Origin of the sequence: Ensifer sp. BR816 (assembly GCF_000378985.1) — a bacterium.
Lineage (GTDB): Bacteria > Pseudomonadota > Alphaproteobacteria > Rhizobiales > Rhizobiaceae > Sinorhizobium.
Window position 1 is genome coordinate 824,453 of sequence record NZ_KB905370.1, and the last position, 18,029, is coordinate 842,481.

An 18,029-nucleotide genomic window follows, 5' to 3' on the forward strand; every position below is an offset into this window, starting at 1 on the left:
CCAGATGAACGGATTGATGAATGGAAAGCGCGGCCTCATCATGGGTGTGGCCAACAATCATTCCATTGCCTGGGGAATCGCCAAGGCCCTCGCGAGCCAAGGCGCCGAACTCGCCTTCACCTATCAGGGCGAGGCACTCGGCAAGCGCGTCAAGCCGCTCGCCGCCGAGCTGAATTCCGACTTCGTCCTGCCCTGCGACGTCGAGGACCTGACTTCGGTCGATAGCGCCATTGAGGCGATCAAGGAGCGTTGGGGAAAGCTCGACTTCATCGTCCACGCCATCGGCTTCTCCGACAAGAGCGAATTGAAGGGTCTCTACGCGGACACGACGCGGGACAATTTCAGCCGCACCATGGTGATCTCCTGCTTCTCCTTCACCGAGATCGCCAAGCGGGCCGCCGAGCTCATGGGCGACGGCGGCACGATGCTGACCCTCACCTATGGTGGCTCGGTGCGGGTCATGCCGAACTACAATGTCATGGGCGTCGCCAAGGCGGCGCTGGAAGCCTCGGTGCGCTATCTCGCCGCCGACTACGGCACGCGCGGCATCCGCGTCAACGCCATCTCGGCCGGCCCGATCCGCACGCTGGCGGGCGCCGGTATCTCGGACGCACGCGCCATGCTCTCCTGGCAGCAGAAGAACTCGCCACTGCGCCGCACCGTCACCATCGAGGACGTCGGCAGCTCGGCCCTCTACCTGCTTTCGGATCTCTCCCGCGGCGTCACCGGCGAGATCCACTACGTGGATTCCGGCTACAACATCACCTCTATGCCGGCGCTCGAGACGCTCAGAACCGCAGACGCCGAGTAAGCGCGGCCTTGTCGGCTCGAAGGCCGGGAACCATACCCGACCTACCCCTACCAGACCCAGGCGATCGCCAGGGCGATCGCAGCAGCGACGGCGGCATACGGGGCGAGACCAATGTGCTCGCGCCCCCGTCGGGCGCTCTGCATCGGCATGCGGCAGGAGTCCCGCAGAAAGGGCATCGGCACTTCCGACGTGCCGCCATGTCCCTCGGCGCTCTTGATTTCCCGGGCAATCACCTCCGCGACATCCTCCATAAAGGGTGCCCGGGCAGGTCCAAATCCCATGGCTTGCTCCCCGAGGAGAAACGATAGCCTTCGGCGTCGCGCATCCCTTCGGACACGCAATGGCCGCCGTGGCCTTGCCAAGTGATTCTATTCCAAAATTGCTTCCGACTTAAGGACCACCCGGATCTGAAGACGCGCGTCAACGCTTCGCCCAGAGCACCTTGAAGCGCGCATTGCGGCAGGTCTCGCCATACTCCTTGGCGTTCTCTGCCAAAACCTGCTCGTAGGGCAGGCCGCGATTTGCGACGAGCATGAGCCTGCCGCCCTGCTTCAGCGCCTTCAGCGCTGCCTTGATGATCGCTGATCCGATCGCCGGCTCGGCGGCATGCCCTTCGTGGAAGGGCGGGTTCATGACGATCAGGTCGTATTTGTCGCGGGTATCCTCGCTCGTCAGGTCATGCCAGTAGAAGCGCGCCGGCGTCGTTGGTGCGTTCGCCTTTACGTTGCGGCGCGCCGCCTCCAGCGCATCGTGATCGGCTTCGAACAGATCTATGCCCTTGAGCCCGGGGGATGCCTGCGTCAGCATCACCGAGAGATAACCCCAGCCGGCGCCGAAGTCGGCCGCATGGCCGGTGAAATCCTTCGGCAGACGTGAGGCGAGAAGCTCCGAGCCGGCGTCGACGCGATCATGCGAAAACATGCCCGGTGCCGCCTCGAAGAGGCCGTCCACCCGCACCGGGAGCTTGGCGAGTTGATGCGTGGCATCGGCCACATCCTGCGGCCGTGTAAACCAGAAGGCGACGCCGTGATATTTCGGCATCGAATCGCCATCCCAGCCGAATTTGGCGATGCGCTTCTTCAGCGACTGGATGCCGTCCTCCTTGCCTCCGGCAACGACGATGAGGGCGCCCTCGCGCGTGCGCTTCAACGCCTCCGCGATACGGTCCTCGTTCTCGCCCTTGTGTTTGCCGCAAAGCACCAGAGCGACATCATAGTCCTCACCCCCAACGACAGGACTCACATCGGCCCGCATCGCCTCCAGGGCACGGTAAAGCGGCCGCAGGGGCTGCACGGCGGAAATCGATGCCACGAAGCCCTCAGGCAGCCTGTAGCCTGCCTCAGCACCGAGAAAGAGCACACGCTCGCCTTCCCCCGGCGGATCGATGATGCCGGTTTCGAAGGGGTGGAACAGGGTTTTCAGCGCGTCGCGGCTCATGGGTCGTTTCCATTCTTCTTCTTACAAGAAAGGGGCGCGGAGCCATCCGCTCCGCGCCCCATCTCAACTGGCTGAAGCCGCCTTATTCGGCCGCTTCGCCGCCGTCCTTCTTCTCGGCGACGATCTCCTTGCCGGTCGCCTGGTCGACGACCTTCATGGAGAGGCGGACCTTGCCGCGCTCGTCGAAGCCCATCAGCTTGACCCAGACCTTGTCGCCTTCCTTGACGACGTCGGTCGTCTTGGCGACGCGCTCGGAGGCGAGCTGCGAAATGTGGACGAGGCCGTCGCGGGCGCCGAAGAAATTGACGAAGGCGCCGAAATCGGCGGTCTTGACGACCGTGCCTTCATAGATCTGGCCGACTTCCGGCTCGGCGACGATCGAGTGGATCCACTTGCGGGCGGCTTCGATTTCCTTGCCCGAGGCGGAGGCGATCTTGACGGTGCCGTCGTCCTCGATGTTGATCTTGGCGCCGGTTTTCTCGACGATTTCGCGGATGACCTTGCCGCCCGAGCCGATGACTTCGCGGATCTTGTCGACCGGAATGTTCATCACCTCGATGCGCGGCGCGAATTCGCCGAGCTGGCCGCGGCTCTCGGAGATGGCCTTGGCCATTTCACCGAGGATGTGCAGGCGGCCGCCCTTGGCCTGGTTGAGCGCAACACCCATGATCTCTTCGGTGATGCCCTCGATCTTGATGTCCATCTGCAGCGAGGTGATGCCGGCTTCGGTACCGGCAACCTTGAAGTCCATGTCGCCGAGATGATCCTCGTCACCCAGGATGTCGGAGAGGACGGCGAAGCGGTCATCTTCCTTGATCAGGCCCATGGCGATGCCGGCGACCGGCTTGGCGAGCGGAACGCCCGCATCCATCAGCGCCAGCGAGGTGCCGCAGACGGTTGCCATCGAGGAAGAACCGTTGGACTCGGTGATTTCGGAAACGACGCGCAGCGTATAGGGGAACTGTTCCGCCGTCGGCAGCATCGGATGGATGGCGCGCCAGGCGAGCTTGCCGTGGCCGATTTCACGGCGGCCCGGAGAGCCCATGCGGCCCGTTTCACCGACCGAGAAGGGCGGGAAGTTGTAGTGCAGCATGAAGTTTTCCTTGTACATGCCGGTCAAGGAATCGACATACTGCTCGTCTTCGCCGGTGCCGAGCGTGGCAACGACGATCGCCTGGGTTTCACCGCGGGTGAACAGCGAGGAGCCGTGGGTGCGCGGCAGGATGCCGACTTCGGCGACGATCGGGCGAACCGTCACAAGGTCACGGCCATCGATGCGGCTCTTGGTGTCGAGGATGTTCCAGCGAACGATCTTGGCCTGCAGGTGCTTGAAGACGGAGGCGATCTCTTCCGCCGTGTGGGCGGGATTCTCGATGCCTTCCGGCAGGAAATGTTCCTTCACCTTGGCCTTGACGGCGTCGACGGCAGCGTAGCGGGCAGCCTTCTCGGTGATCTTGTAGGCGTTGCGCAACTCGTCTTCGGCGATCGAAAGCATGGCGTTTTCAAGCGCGGAATGATCTTCCGGCTGGAACTCGCGCGGCTCCTTGGCGGCCACTTCGGCGAGCTTGATGATCGCGTCGATGACCGGCTGGAAGCCCTTCTGGCCGAAGACGACGGCGCCGAGCATGATATCTTCCGGCAGTTCCTTGGCTTCCGACTCGACCATCAGCACGGCTTCCTGCGTGCCGGCGACGACGAGGTCGAGCGTCGATTCGTCCATCTCGTCGAGGTGGGGGTTGAGCACGTACTGGCCGTTGATGTAGCCGACGCGGGCGCCGCCGATCGGGCCCATGAAGGGGATGCCCGACAGGGTCAGCGCAGCGGAAGCGGCAACCATCGAAAGAACGTCCGGATTGTTCTCGAGGTCATGCTGCATGACCGTGACGATCACCTGGGTGTCGTTCTTGTAGCCTTCCGGGAAGAGCGGACGGATCGGACGGTCGATCAGGCGCGAGACGAGCGTCTCGTTTTCGCTCGGGCGGCCTTCACGCTTGAAGTATCCGCCGGGGATCTTGCCGGCCGCGTAGGTCTTTTCCTGATAGTTGACGGTCAGGGGGAAGAAATCCTGGCCGGGCTTCGGAGCCTTGGCGGAAACGACGGTCGCGAGGACCACGGTTTCACCGTAGGTGGCGAGAACGGCGCCGTCGGCCTGACGGGCGATCTTGCCGGTTTCGAGCTTGAGCGGACGCCCAGCCCATTCGATTTCTACCTTGTGGGTCTCGAACATGTTCTGTCCTTCGTGTGCGGGGGACCGTCCGCGGCTGTTGCAGCGCGGGCGATCCTGGTGCCGCTTGATGTGGCGCATCACGGGCAAGACAACGGGAGGCTTCAATCGGAACCGGCCGCTCACCGCTTTGCCGCGCTCACCCGGATGGAAGCGCTTCGGCAAGCAGGCGCCGAAGCATCCTGCAATCCTGCCCCATGACGGGCCATCAGTTGATCCGCGATACCGGCCCATCCGGCTCGCTGGACATCGCTCCCGTCTTACGCCTCCGGCGGTCGGGAGAATATCGGCGGGCGCTCAACGCCCAAACAAAAGACCGGCGGATCGCCTAGCGACCCGCCGGACAGTCGATTAGCGACGGATGCCGAGGGCACCGATCAGCTTGCTGTAGCGCGCTTCGTCTTTCTTCTTCAGATAGTCGAGGAGCGAACGGCGGCTGGAAACCATCGCGAGAAGACCACGGCGGGAATGGTTGTCCTTCTTGTGGTCCTTGAAGTGTTCGGTCAGGTTGTTGATCCGTTCCGTCAGGAGCGCAACCTGGACTTCCGGAGAACCGGTATCGCCTTCGACAGTTGCGAAATCCTTGATGAGCTGAGCCTTGCGCTCTGCAGTGATCGACATCGGTTGATCCTTTCGTTTTCGAGGATTTTAGGGTCGCCGGCAGCCGGGATGTCGTCCAGCCGCGGCCGTTCACACGAAGAGGCGGTGCCTTTCGCTGGCGTGCCTATAACCGAAACGGACGCAAAAGGAAAGGGCGATCGAGCCGGCCATCGATCGGTCCCGCCCCGCCCCGGCGGGCGGACGGCATCGCGTGCTACGAGCCATCCTCGACCCCGCCGCTGCGGGGGATGCGGATGCGCCATTCGATGCCGTCGGCATGCATCAGCCTTTCCAGTTCGGCGCGCAGCGCCATGCCGAGCATGCGCTCGATCACCACCGATCCGAAGCCCTTGCGCTGCGTCCCGGCGGGGGCGACGAGATCGGCGCCGCTTTCACGCCAACGGATGACGATGACACCATCGGACAGGAACCATTCGAGCCTGATCGCCCCCGTCGCGTTGGCGAGTGCGCCATGCTTGATCGCATTGGTGGCGAGTTCGTGCAGCACCATGCCGAGCGTCTGGGCCATCTGCGTGTCGAGGCGCAGGGCGGGGCCGTCGAGCGCGATGCGGTCCGGATCGTCGGGTGCAAAGGGCTGAAGCTGGTCCTGGACGAGTTCGCGGAAGTCCACGCCGGTCGCGGCATTGGCAATCATCAGGTCCGTCGAACGGGCCAGCCCCGCGAGGCGCTTGCGGAACGCCTCGACGAACTCCGACGTGTCCTCGCTCGACGGGGCGGATTGGGCCAGCATCGACTGGATGACCGTCAGCTGGTTCTTCGAGCGATGTGCGACTTCGCGCATCAGGAGGCGAATTTCCGTCTCGGCCCTGGTTCGCGTGGCCGCAGCGCGCGCCAGGGCGGCCGAGACGGCCTCGACTTCGGTAATGACGTAGCGGCGCGCCTCGATGGGTTCACCGGCGCCCAGGCGCCGCGCGTCGAGCGCCAGCAGCCTGACCCCTTGCGTGAGCAGCCGCGCGATCATCAACGAGCCGGCGATGGCGATGCTTGCAAAGATGATGCCACCGAGCGAAAGCCAGAGAAACGACCAGAGGATCGGCGCGTTGACGATCTCCCGTGGAGCCCATGCAACGATGCGCCATCCGGTGATTGTCGAGAATTCGGACACGACGCGATAGTCGACGCCATTCTCGCTGATATCGCCGACACCGATGCTGATTTGAGGGAGCTTGTCCAGGAAGAACGGTTCGCCGGACCGGACCGCGGGATCCGAGGAGGCGATCAGCTTGCCCTTGCCGTCCACCAGGGCGGCATTCCAGCCCGCCGAGAGCGTGTCGCGGTTGACCGCCTTGGCCATGCGGGCCGCATCCTGGGTGAGGCCCAGCAGATATCGCCCGCCGTCCGGACCGCCGACGGGCAGATAGACGGTGAAGGCCCAGCGCTTGCCAGCATCGGCGAAGAACACGCCGGAAACGAGCGGGCCGTTGCTCTTGAACGCAAGGTCGACGTCCGGATCCGACGCCGGTCCCAACAGTGTTCCGAAGCGAGCGCGGGTGCTCATCCTGAGATTATGATCGCCGTCGACGACGATCAGATTGGAATCGGTGCCGGTCAATGCGCTCGATGCGCGGTCGTAGAAACCGCGCAGATCGCGGAGATCGACGGCGCCGGAGGTCGACAACACCCTGAGCGTGGTCATCATGCCCTCGACCTCGCGCTCGACGATCCGGGTCACGGAACCGGTCGAGGCTCTGAGCAGCGAGGTGACGACCTGCTCCTGGGTATCGACGCTTCGCTTCACGATGATGAACGAAAAGATGAAGGGGGGAACGATTGCGATCAACAGCAGCGAGAGCAGGTAGAAGCTGAACGGCCTGCGAAGATGCTGGCGAACGAAAGCCGCAACGGCCTGCAGACCGCCGGATGGGACCTCGCCCTCACTTCTCTCCGGGGCCTTGAGCATCGAACTGCCTTTCGCCGCCTACAGCGCCGCGCGCCTCTACAGCGCCGTGCACCTTTTTCAGACGCGTATAGGGCGCTGTAACCCTTTGAACCTACGCAACGTGGTTACGCCGCTCGCGCTGACCGATCGATTCTTGGCTACGCGCAGGCCGCGGGTCAAGGGCTGGCGAACACACGCTTCGGTCGAAATTCGCCCTCTGCAACTTCGCCGATGGCGACGAGCTTGCCGCGCGCGGTGGCGTAGGCCTCCGGGGTCGGCATCGGCGCATCGCGGCCGCGCAGGATGATCGGGTTGCCCATTCTCAGGCGGTGCGCCTGATCGTCGCTCACCGCAACATGCGGCAGATCGGAAAGCGCCTCGCCGGTATCGATCAGATAATCGTCGAGAGCGGCAAGTCGTTCCGCATCGTCCTCGATCTTTTCCAGCGCGACGAGATCCGCGAGCGCGACCATGTCCTCTTCACCGAAGGGGGCGACGAAGGTCCGGCGCAACGAGGCGATATGGCCGAAACAACCGAGATCGCGGCCCATGTCGCGGGCGAGCGAACGGACATAGGTGCCCTTGCCGCATTCGATCTCGAAATGGGCGAGATGCGGCGTGCAGCCGATCAGGGCGAGGCGGAAGATCTCGACCTCGCGCGCCGGGATCTCGACGGTCTCGCCTTCGCGCGCAAGATCATAGGCGCGTTCGCCATCGATCTTGATTGCCGAAAACTGCGGCGGCACCTGCGCGATCACCCCGGTATATTTCGGTAGCAGGGCACGAATCGCCTCTTCGCCCGGACGCGCCGAAGACGAGCGAACGACACCACCTTCGAGGTCGTCGGTCGCACGTTCCTCGCCCCAGGCGACGGTGAATTCGTAGATCTTGCGGCCGTCCATGACATAGGGAACGGTTTTCGTGGCGTCGCCAAGGGCGATCGGCAGCATGCCGGAGGCCAGCGGATCGAGCGTACCGGCATGGCCCGCTTTCTGCGCCTTGAACAGCCACTTGATCTTGGACACCGCCTCGGTGGAGCCGAAATCGAGTGGCTTGTCGAGGATCAGCCAGCCCGAGATTGGGCGGCCCTTGGGTTTACGCGGCTTGGACATGGATCTTTCTATTCTTCGTCGTCGGTGTCGGTATCGAGGTCGCGGCGGACGTCCGGCGAGCGCAGCAGTGCGTCGATCTTCTGGTAATTGTCGAAGCTGGTGTCGTCCCGGAAGCGGACGTCCGGCATGTACTTCATCTGCCGGAGCTGCGGCCCGAGCCGGCCGCGAATGAATTTCGCATGCTTGTTCAGCGCCTCGATGACCACTGCGTGATCGGCAACCCCGAGCGGCGTCACATAGGCGGTGGCGATCTTCAGGTCGGGCGACATGCGCACTTCGGAAATCGAAATCACCGTCTTCTCGATCAGCGGGTCGCGCACGTCGCCGCGCTGCAGCACCTGGGTGATCGCGGCGCGCACCTGTTCGCCGACGCGCAGCATGCGCTGGGACGGAGCGGAGGATGTGGATCTGGTCATTTACTTCTCTATTTTGGCGGGGTTCGAACCCGGCAAGGGAGTGGCTTCATGCTCCCTTTGGTACAGAAGGTCAAGCTAGTCGAGGGAAGGCCGTTCAGCCGCGCTGGCTATTGCCTGCCTGCAAAAGTCCTCGAAAAGCGTTTCATCTTCTCGTTTAAAAGCGTTTCGGGGCACACCTATGTAATAACCTGCACGGTGGAACAATAAAAAATAGCCGCCCTGCGCTATGAAATCGGAAATGTAAGCCCATCCGACTTCGCTTCTCCACCCCGGTATCTCGCTGATTACGCCATCACGGCCGAATATCTGAGTTAGCGGGTAGACCAGTCCGTTCGGTTTGCTTCGCGCGTACGCTTTGAAGACGATTGGTATCGCAGCGAAAAGCAGACCTGTAGTGCTCGCAAGCAACGACACAAAGTAGAGGCTCGTGAACTCGTCAGCGATCAAACCAGCCGACAGTTCGAAAACAATCCCCGAGACCAAGAATGCCGCCGTCACCACGCACAGGAAAGTAAGAAATATCACCCAGGCTCGCACGACGGCCTTCAGAAAGGTCCAGCTCCTTCGCCTCGCACGATAATAGGAGCCCGTTGCATAAGCCGCCTTGTCCCTGTCCACTTCGGACCAATAGGCGGCGATGTGCCAAGAGCCATCCACCTGTTCGGCGGATGGCTCTCTTCTTCTCGTACTGCCCTCATCGCGCATTTTGGCAGATCAGAGCGTCCGCGTGATGTGCTCGACGCGGAAGCACTCGATCGTATCGCCGGCGCGGATGTCTTCGTAGTTCTCGAAGGCCATGCCGCATTCCTGGCCGGACTGGACCTCGGAGACCTCGTCCTTGAAGCGCTTGAGCGTCTTGAGCTTGCCTTCGTGGATGACGACGTTGTCGCGCACCAGACGGACGCCGACGCCACGCTCGACCTTGCCCTCGGTGACGCGGCAGCCCGCGACCTTGCCGACCTTGGTGATGTTGAACACCTCCAGGATCTCGGCATTGCCGAGGAAGGTTTCGCGCCGTTCGGGCGACAGCAGACCGGACATCGCCGCCTTCACGTCATCCACCAGATCGTAGATGATGTTGTAGTAGCGGATCTCGATGCCGGACCGATCGGCCGCGTCGCGCGCCTGCTTGTTGGCGCGGACGTTGAAGCCGATGATCGCGGCATTCGAGGCTTCGGCAAGCGAGATATCCGACTCGGTGATCCCGCCCGCGCCCGAATGCACGATGCGCGCCCGCACTTCGTCGGTCCCGAGCTTGTCGAGAGCTCCGGCGATCGCTTCGATCGAGCCCTGCACGTCGCCCTTGATGACCAGCGGGAACTCCTTCAGGCCGGAGGCCTGGAGCTGGCTCATCATCTGCTCGAGCGAGCCGCGCGAGCCGGACTGACGGGCAACCATCTTCTCGCGAGCCAACCGCTGGCGATATTCGGAGATCTCGCGCGCACGGCTTTCGTTCTCGACGACGGCAAACTTGTCGCCGGCCGCCGGCGTACCGGAAAGACCGAGAACCTCGACCGGGGTCGACGGGCCGGCGGACTTCACATGCTCGCCCTTGTCGTTGACAAGCGCGCGGACGCGGCCCCACTGGTCGCCGGCGACGATGATCTGGCCGGGCGTCAGCGTACCCTTCTGGACGAGAACGGTGGCAACCGCACCGCGACCGCGGTCGAGCTCGGCTTCCACCACGGTACCCTCGGCCGTCCGATCCGGATTGGCCTTGAGATCGAGGATTTCCGACTGCAGCAGGATCGCTTCGAGCAGTTTGTCGAGATTAGTCTGGTTCTTCGCCGAAACCTCGACGTCGAGCACCTCACCACCCATCGATTCGACGAAGACCTCGTGCTGCAGCAGCTCGGTGCGGACCTTTTGCGGGTTCGCCGTCGGCTTGTCGATCTTGTTGATCGCCACGATGATCGGCACGCCCGCCGCCTTGGCGTGGTTGATCGATTCGATCGTCTGCGGCATGACGCTGTCATCGGCCGCCACGACGAGAACGGCAATGTCCGTCGCCTGGGCGCCGCGGGCACGCATCGCCGTGAAGGCGGCGTGGCCGGGGGTGTCGATGAAGGTGATCTTCTGGCCGTTCTGCTCGACCTGGTAGGCGCCGATATGCTGGGTGATGCCGCCCGCTTCGCCGGCGACGACATTGGCGTGCCGGATCGCATCGAGCAGCGATGTCTTGCCGTGGTCGACGTGGCCCATGATCGTCACGATTGGCGGACGGGACACCATGGTCTCGTCCGTGTCGGCGATGTTGAAGATGCCTTCCTCGACGTCCGATTCCGAGACGCGCTTGACCGTATGGCCGAATTCGCCAGCGATGAGTTCGGCAAGATCCGCATCGATCAAGTCGCCGGGTTTCATCATCTGGCCTTCCTTCATCAGGTACTTGATGACGTCGACGGCGCGCTCCGACATGCGCTGCGACAGTTCCTGAATCGTGATGGTCTCCGGCAGAATGACCTCGCGAGAAATCTTCTCGCGCGTCTCCTGCATCTGGCTGCGGCGGAATTTCTCCTGGCGGCGGCGCATCGCCGAGAGCGAACGGCCGCGCTGGCCACCCTCTTCGTCGACGGCAGCGGTCAGCGTCAGCTTGCCCTGGCGGCGGCCCTCGTCGCCCTTGGCGCGCGGAGCAGGCTTTGCCGGCTCGGGACGCACGACCTTGCCGCGGGCCGGGCCGGCTCCACCGCGCCGGCGCTCATCCTCTTCTTCCTCGCCCGCGCGGCGGCCGCGCGGCGCGGCACCCGCAGGTGCCTGGGACGGCGCGGAGGGCGCAGGGGACGCTGGACGGACAGGCTGCGGGCGCGCTTCGGCACGGCGCTCGGCAACGGCCGGGCGTGCTGCCTCGACCGTCTCCTCGACCGCCTCGACGGCGACCGGGCGAGCGGCTTCCTCGGCGGCGCGGCGGGCAGCCTCTTCCTTCTCGCGGGCGATGCGGGCTTCTTCCTCGACGCGGCGGCGCGCTTCCTCTTCGGCGCGGCGCACGGCCTCCTCGGCGTCACGGACCTGGGCATCCGCAAGCGCACGACGGCGGGCCTCCATCTCGCCGGCCGACAGGTCGTTCAGCACGACGCCGCGGGGACGGTTCTGCTCCGAACGCGGCTGGTGCGGCTGCGGCTGCGGGGCCGGACGGCCGGCCGGATGCGGCTGAACGGGGCGCGGCTCGGCGGGCCGCGCCGCGGGCGCCGCGCTCACCGGCGTAATCGGCCGCTCGTCCTTGTGCCGCGTCAGGCCGAACTTCTTCTTGGTTTCGACCACGACCGCCTTCGTGCGACCGCGGCCCATGTCCTGGCGCACCGTCCCCTGCGTCACCCCGGAGGGCTTCAGGGTCAGCGTCTTCTTGCCCGCTACGCTGAGTGTCTTGTCGTCTTTGTTGTCGGTCATTCCGTTCCGTTCCTAGCGATCAGGGCCGGATGCGAAACATCTGACCCCGTCTTCCAATTTGTCTCAAGCAGCGCTCGCGATGCCGGCCTCTGCCGGTGACGCGTGTCATTGCTGTGGCTTGTCAGCGCCGCCTTCGGCCCGGACCGGGACGGATCCTCGGTACTTTTCGAGCATGATTGCGCGCTTCACTACACCCTCACCCGCCTGCCCTGCAAGCGCTGCGGCATGGATAAAAGCATTACTTCCCAAAAGCCCCTCCATTTCCGCCGCCGCAAACGGGCGGAACGCAGGTATTTCCGTTTCATCCTCGGCGACGAAGCTCATCGCCTTGCGAGCCTTGTCGATCTTGCGGACGCCGTCGGCGGCCGCGTCAATCGCGTGGAAAACGCCGAGCGCCGCGAGCCCGCGCACCGCCTGCTCCGTCTTCGTCGCTCCGGAGACGAACTGGCCGGCCTTGCGCGCCATGTTCATCATTCCGGCGAGCTGCTCGGCGAGCAGCCTGTCGACCTCGTCGACGAGCGCCGCCTCGGCCTTCACCTCGGTGCGAAGGGCGCGGGCGAAGAGCTTCTTCGCCACCGCCTTCTCGACAAGGCGCCGCTCGGCCTTCACCCAGCAGCCACGCCCCGGCAGCTGCCGCTTCAGGTCGGGTACGACGCGCCCGTCCGGCCCGGCCACGAAGCGGATCAGCTCATCCGGGGACCGGCCCTCGCGCGTGACGATGCAGGTCCGGCTGCTGCCGCTCCGGTCCTTCGGGCCCCTGTCTGAAGGCAGAATTTCGGTGGCGGCTGTCATCGGGGATCAGGCGTCCTGCTCCGAGCCTTCGGCGACTTCGATCGGCTCGTCCTGAGCGGTCGCGAGGTCTTCCTCAGTGATCCAGCCGGCCGCCAGGCGCGCCTGGACGATCATTGTCTCGGCCTCTTCGCGGCTGACCTCAAGCTTCGAGAAGGTGCCCTCGAAGCGCTTGGTCTCGCCGTCCTTGCGCTCGGTCCAGCCGACGAGATCGTCGGCGGCGCAGCCGGCGAAATCCTCGATCGTCTTGATGCCTTCCTCGCCGAGGGCAACCAGCATCTGGCTGGTCAGCCCATCGATCTGGCGCAGTTCGTCGGAGACGCCGAGTTCCTTGCGCTTGGCGTCCATCTCGGCCTCGATCTTCTCGAGAAATTCGCGGGCGCGCGTCTGGATTTCCGTCGCGGTCTCCTCGTCGAAGCCATCGATCGAGGAGATCTCGTCGAGATCGACATAGGCAAGCTCTTCGACCTGGGCAAAGCCCTCGGACGCCAGAACCTGACCAACCATCTCGTCGACGTCCAGTGCGTCCATGAAGAGCTGGGTGCGCTCGTTGAATTCCTTCTGGCGGCGCTCGCTCTCTTCCTGTTCGGTGAGGATGTCGATGTCCCAGCCGGTCAGCTGCGAGGCGAGGCGGACGTTCTGGCCGCGGCGGCCGATCGCCAGCGACAGCTGCTCATCGGGCACGACGACCTCGATACGCTCCGCATCCTCGTCGAGAACGACCTTGGTCACCTCGGCCGGCTGCAGGGCGTTGACGATGAAGGAAGCCGGATCCGGCGACCACGGGATGATGTCGATCTTCTCGCCCTGCAACTCGCCGACGACCGCCTGGACGCGCGAACCGCGCATGCCGACGCAGGCGCCGACCGGGTCGATCGACGAATCGTTCGAGACGACGGCGATCTTGGCGCGCGAGCCGGGATCACGGGCGACGGATTTGATCTGGATGATGCCGTCATAGATTTCCGGCACTTCCATCGTGAAGAGCTTGACCATGAACTGCGGATGGGTGCGCGACAGGAAGATCTGCGGGCCGCGCTGTTCGCGGCGAACGTCGTAGACGAAGGCGCGGACGCGGTCGCCGTAGCGCATGTTTTCGCGCGGGATCATCTCGTCGCGGCGGATGATGCCTTCGCCGCGGCCGAGGTCGACGATGACGTTGCCATACTCGACGCGCTTGACGGTGCCGTTGACGATCTCGCCGACCCGGTCCTTGAATTCATCATACTGGCGGTCGCGCTCGGCTTCACGAACCTTCTGCACGATCACCTGCTTGGCGGATTGCGCGGCGATGCGGCCGAAATCCATCGGCGGCAGCGGATCGGCAATGAAATCGCCGAGCTTGGCGTCCGGATTGCGGTCGCGAGCGAGCTCGAGCGGGATCTGCGTCGAATAGTCCTCGGCGTGCTCGACGACCTCGAGAAGACGCTGCAGACGGATTTCGCCGGTCTTCGAATTGATGTCCGCCCGGATGTTCGATTCCGAACCGTAGCGCGAGCGGGCCGCCTTCTGGATCGCGTCTGCCATCGCGGCCAGAACGATCTCGCGGTCGATCACCTTTTCGCGGGCCACAGCGTCCGCGATCTGCAGAAGCTCGAGCCGGTTAGCACTGACTGCCATGTCTTGTCTCCGTCTGGTTACAGGGGCCTAGAAAAGCGCGCCCTGCCTCATTCGATATCTCTATCTTCGTCTGCGAAATTTTCGTTGGCGGCGCGCGCCGCCTTCGCCTTCTTGTCGGCCGCCAGCGCGTCGCGGATCAGGTCGTCGGTCAGGATCAGCCGTGCTTCCGAAAGGGCGGTGAACGGGATGGCGGCGACGGCCTCCTCGCCATAGGCGGGCTGGTCGCGCTCGAGGCGGAAACCCTCCTCGTCCACCGACAGGATCTTGCCACGGAAGCGCTTGCGGCCGTCGACCATGATCGAAGTCTCGCACTTCATCAGATGGCCCTGCCAGCGGACGAAATCGGACTTGCGCACCATCGGGCGATCGATGCCCGGCGACGACACTTCGAGATGATACGCCTTGTCGATCGGATCTTCCACATCGAGAACCGGCGAGACGGCCTTGGAAACCTCCTCGCAATCCTCGACGGTCATCGTGCCATCGTTGCGTTCGGTCATGATCTGCAGCGTCAGGCCGTTCTGGCCGGACATGCGCACGCGCACCAGGCGGAAACCCATCTGCACCAGCACGGGCTCGATGATGTCGGCAATGCGCCGGTCGAGGCCGGTTTCGGTGATCAGCCTTGGTTCATTTGCAGTTTCAGCCGTGGCCGGATCGGACAAACGATCATCTCCTCATCGCATCGGCTAATAAAAAAGAGCGGGTCCTGTCGGGCCCACTCTTCATCTACCGATCAAGAATTTGAGGGTCATATACGCTCCATCGCCGTAAATTGCAAGGCTTGCGGCAGTTCGGGCGGGCAAACGGCAGAAATCGCGACAAAGCTTGGCCAATGGCAAGTTTAAGCGGCTGGCGTGCCGCATTTCGCGGTTTATAAACGAAGCCACACACGCACATCGGCAACGAGAGAGACACGAGGTGACGAACCGCATATCGCCGCTGGCCCCCTTCCGGCACGACACGTTCCGGATCATCTGGATCGCCAGCCTCGCTTCCAATTTCGGCGGACTGATCCAGGCGGTTGGTGCCGCCTGGCTGATGACGTCCATCTCCCAATCGGTGAACATGGTGGCGCTGGTGCAGGCCTCGACCTCGCTGCCGATCATGCTGTTCTCGCTGGTCTCCGGCGCGCTCGCCGACAATTTCGACCGGCGGCGGATCATGCTGGTCGCGCAGGCCTTCATGCTCGCCGTTTCGGCGCTCCTGACGATCTTTGCCTATTACGGGCTCATCACGCCGTGGCTGCTCCTGCTCTTCACCTTTCTGATCGGCTGCGGCACCGCGCTCAACAACCCGTCCTGGCAGGCTTCGGTCGGCGACATGGTACCGCGCGACGACCTGCCGGCGGCCGTCGCGCTGAACAGCATGGGCTTCAACATCACCCGCAGCGTCGGCCCGGCAATCGGCGGCGCCATCGTCGCCGCCGCCGGAGCGGCCGCGGCCTTCGCGGTCAACGCGCTCAGCTATTTCGCCATCCTGTTCGCGATTTCCCGCTGGCGGCCGAGCGTCCCCCAAAGCGCGCTGCCGCGCGAGCGGCTCGGCCGGGCGGTTTCGGCCGGGCTGCGCTATGTGGCGATGTCGCCCAATATCGGCAAGGTGCTTCTGCGCGGCTTCGCCTTCGGCCTTTCGGCAAGCGCGATCCTGGCGCTGCTGCCGCTTGTCGCCCGCGACCTCGTCAAGGGTGGACCGCTCACCTACGGCATCATGCTCGGCGCCTTCGGTCTCGGAGCGATCGGCGGCGCGCTGCTCAGCGCGCGTCTCCGGGAACGCCTGTCGAGCGAAGCGATCGTGCGGCTCGCCTTCGCCGGCTTCGCGGCGAGCGCGATCGTCACGGCGCTCAGCACCGCGGCCTGGCTGACCTCGCTCGCTCTCACCGTCTCCGGCGCCTGCTGGGTGCTGGCGCTGTCGCTGTTCAACACCACGGTGCAGCTCTCGACGCCGCGATGGGTGGTCGGCCGCGCGCTCTCGCTCTACCAGACGACCACCTTCGGCGGTATTGCCGGCGGCAGCTGGCTGTGGGGCGTCGCCGCCGAAGAATACGGTGCCTCGAATGCGCTCATCGGCTCCTGTCTTCTGATGCTCGCCGGCATTGCCATCGGCCTGCGTTTCGCGCTGCCGGAGTTCACGTCGCTGAACCTCGACCCGCTCAACCGTTTCAACGAGCCGCTGCTCGCGCTCGACCTGAAGCCCCGAAGCGGCCCGATCGTCGTGATGATCGACTACGAGATCGACGATGCGGACATCCCAGAGTTCCTGACGACCATGGCGGAGCGGCGCCGCATCCGCATCCGCGACGGCGCAGGCCATTGGGCGCTGATGCGCGACCTCGAAAACCCGACGACCTGGACGGAGACCTATCACGTGCCGACCTGGGTCGAATATGTCCGCCACAACCAGCGCCGAACCCAGGCGGACGCCGCCGTCGGCGACAGGCTGACGGCACTGCACCGCGGCGCCCGGCCGCCATACGTGCACCGGCTGATCGAGCGCCAGACGATCGTTCCCGGGCATTACGAGCGCTACAAGCAGCCGGCGGAGATGCATTGAGGACGGACACGAAGATCTGACGCTTCATAGCGGAGAGGAATACTCGTTTCGACCCGTTGCTTCGTCTAGAGTGCGCGCGTTTGGAGCCCGCTTTCGAGCGCGAAGCTGGCTCTCGAGGTTACGGTCTATTACGGCCTATCCACTAGATTCGAGGCGCGTGGGGGGCGCATCCGCCCCTCACCCACCAAAGCCGTTGCGAAGCTTGAGATCGTTTTCGCGTTTTTAGATTGTCAGGCGGAACCGGCATTTTACGCCATATAGTCCAGATCCTTGAGCGTATCATCCGACAGATTGATTTTGGCCACAGCGATGTTTTCAAGCAGATGGGCGACGGACGACGTGCCGGGGATCAGAAGGATGTTCGGCGCGCGACGAAGCAGCCATCCGAGCGCGACCTGCATCGGTGTAGCGTCAAGGCGTTCGGCGATCGCGGATAGGGTGGACGACTGCAATGGCGTGAACCCGCCGAGCGGGAAGAAGGGAACATAGGCGATGCCGTCGCGAGCGAGATCGTCGATCAGGGCGTCATCAGCGCGATGCGCCAGATTGTAGTGGTTCTGAACACAGACGATATCGCAGATCCGGCGTCCTTCGGCGACCTGTGCAGGCGTGACGTTGCTCAGGCCGATATGGCGCACGAGGCCCTGTTGCTGAAGCTCGGCCAGAGCCGTGAGTGGCGCCTCTATCGACCCTTCAACAGGGTGGTGCGCATTGAACATGATGCGGAGGTTCACCACCTCCAACACGTCGAGCCCAAGGTTGCGCAAGTTGTCATGCACCGCCTGCGTCAGGTCTTCGGCCGAAAAGGCGGGCAGCCACGCGCCATTCTCGTCACGTCGGGCGCCGATCTTCGTGTCGATGACGAGATCGTCGGGATAGGGTGCGAGCGCCTGGCGGATCAGCTTGTTGGTGATATGCGGGCCGTAAAAATCGGCGGTATCAATGTGGTTCACGCCAGCGGCCACGGCCTCGCGCAGCACGGCCAGTGCCGCCTCCTGATCCTTTGGCGGGCCGAATACGCCGGGCCCGGCGAGCTGCATGGTGCCGTAGCCGAGGCGCTTTACGGTGCGGTCGCCGAGCGCGAAGGTTCCTGACTTGTCGATGCTGGTCATGATCTTTTCTCCTTATCTGACAAAGCACAGATAAGCGTTGCTGGAATGCACGATAATCCGGTACAATCTGCACA

General features: G+C 64.0%; 15 protein-coding genes. 2 read left to right on the plus strand and 13 right to left on the minus strand.

The features are described from left to right. The first annotated feature begins 4 nt into the window (after positions 1-4). Entirely contained in the window at positions 5-811 is an 807-nt protein-coding gene (gene fabI, locus RHIBR816_RS0103985) for an enoyl-ACP reductase FabI (RefSeq protein ID WP_018235243.1), read from the plus strand. 47 nt (positions 812-858) lie between these two features. On the opposite strand, the gene RHIBR816_RS0103990 is transcribed toward fabI, so the two are convergent. From RHIBR816_RS0103990 to rimP, 12 genes are all read right to left on the minus strand, one after another. Beyond that, positions 859-1,092, minus strand: coding sequence for a hypothetical protein (locus tag RHIBR816_RS0103990; protein ID WP_245262555.1), 234 nt, complete (start codon positions 1,090-1,092; stop codon positions 859-861). A 139-nt stretch (positions 1,093-1,231) separates the two neighbouring features. Next, positions 1,232-2,248, minus strand: coding sequence for a class I SAM-dependent methyltransferase (locus tag RHIBR816_RS0103995; RefSeq protein ID WP_018235245.1), 1,017 nt, complete (start codon positions 2,246-2,248; stop codon positions 1,232-1,234). Between the two features lie 82 nt (positions 2,249-2,330). Next, the gene (gene pnp, locus RHIBR816_RS0104000) at positions 2,331-4,475 is read right to left on the minus strand and encodes a polyribonucleotide nucleotidyltransferase (protein ID WP_018235246.1); all 2,145 of its coding nucleotides are present in this window, start codon (positions 4,473-4,475) and stop codon (positions 2,331-2,333) included. Between the two features lie 348 nt (positions 4,476-4,823). Further along, complete coding sequence (rpsO, locus tag RHIBR816_RS0104005) at positions 4,824-5,093, minus strand: 30S ribosomal protein S15 (protein ID WP_012710040.1); 270 nt, start codon at positions 5,091-5,093, stop codon at positions 4,824-4,826. 193 nt (positions 5,094-5,286) lie between these two features. Then, entirely contained in the window at positions 5,287-6,993 is a 1,707-nt protein-coding gene (locus tag RHIBR816_RS0104010; protein ID WP_018235247.1) for a sensor histidine kinase, read from the minus strand. A gap of 155 nt (positions 6,994-7,148) precedes the next feature. Further along, on the minus strand, positions 7,149-8,084 hold the full coding sequence (truB, locus tag RHIBR816_RS0104015; protein ID WP_018235248.1) for a tRNA pseudouridine(55) synthase TruB: 936 nt from the start codon (positions 8,082-8,084) through the stop codon (positions 7,149-7,151). A gap of 8 nt (positions 8,085-8,092) precedes the next feature. Continuing rightward, positions 8,093-8,500: a 30S ribosome-binding factor RbfA gene (rbfA, locus tag RHIBR816_RS0104020; protein WP_026186627.1), complete on the minus strand. Its 408-nt coding sequence runs from the start codon at positions 8,498-8,500 to the stop codon at positions 8,093-8,095. A gap of 75 nt (positions 8,501-8,575) precedes the next feature. Then, positions 8,576-9,205, minus strand: a complete 630-nt coding sequence (locus tag RHIBR816_RS0104025) for a YcxB family protein (RefSeq protein ID WP_018235250.1) — start codon at positions 9,203-9,205, stop codon at positions 8,576-8,578. Between the two features lie 9 nt (positions 9,206-9,214). Continuing rightward, a complete protein-coding gene (gene infB / locus RHIBR816_RS0104030) occupies positions 9,215-11,884 on the minus strand; it encodes a translation initiation factor IF-2 (protein WP_018235251.1) in 2,670 nt (889 codons plus the stop codon). A gap of 105 nt (positions 11,885-11,989) precedes the next feature. After that, positions 11,990-12,676 carry an RNA-binding protein gene (locus RHIBR816_RS0104035; RefSeq protein WP_018235252.1) on the minus strand — a complete coding sequence of 229 codons (687 nt, stop codon included), beginning with the start codon at positions 12,674-12,676 and terminating at the stop codon, positions 11,990-11,992. Positions 12,677-12,682: 6 nt separating this feature from the next. Further along, entirely contained in the window at positions 12,683-14,293 is a 1,611-nt protein-coding gene (gene nusA, locus RHIBR816_RS0104040; RefSeq protein WP_018235253.1) for a transcription termination factor NusA, read from the minus strand. A 47-nt stretch (positions 14,294-14,340) separates the two neighbouring features. Next, positions 14,341-14,958: a ribosome maturation factor RimP gene (gene rimP / locus RHIBR816_RS0104045; protein WP_018235254.1), complete on the minus strand. Its 618-nt coding sequence runs from the start codon at positions 14,956-14,958 to the stop codon at positions 14,341-14,343. Between the two features lie 256 nt (positions 14,959-15,214). On the opposite strand from rimP, the gene RHIBR816_RS0104050 reads away from it, so the two are divergent. Then, entirely contained in the window at positions 15,215-16,843 is a 1,629-nt protein-coding gene (locus RHIBR816_RS0104050; RefSeq protein ID WP_018235255.1) for an MFS transporter, read from the plus strand. Between the two features lie 248 nt (positions 16,844-17,091). Here RHIBR816_RS0104050 and RHIBR816_RS0104055 read toward each other — a convergent pair whose 3' ends face one another. Next, positions 17,092-17,955: an aldo/keto reductase family oxidoreductase gene (locus RHIBR816_RS0104055; RefSeq protein ID WP_018235256.1), complete on the minus strand. Its 864-nt coding sequence runs from the start codon at positions 17,953-17,955 to the stop codon at positions 17,092-17,094. Positions 17,956-18,029: the final 74 nt, after the last annotated feature.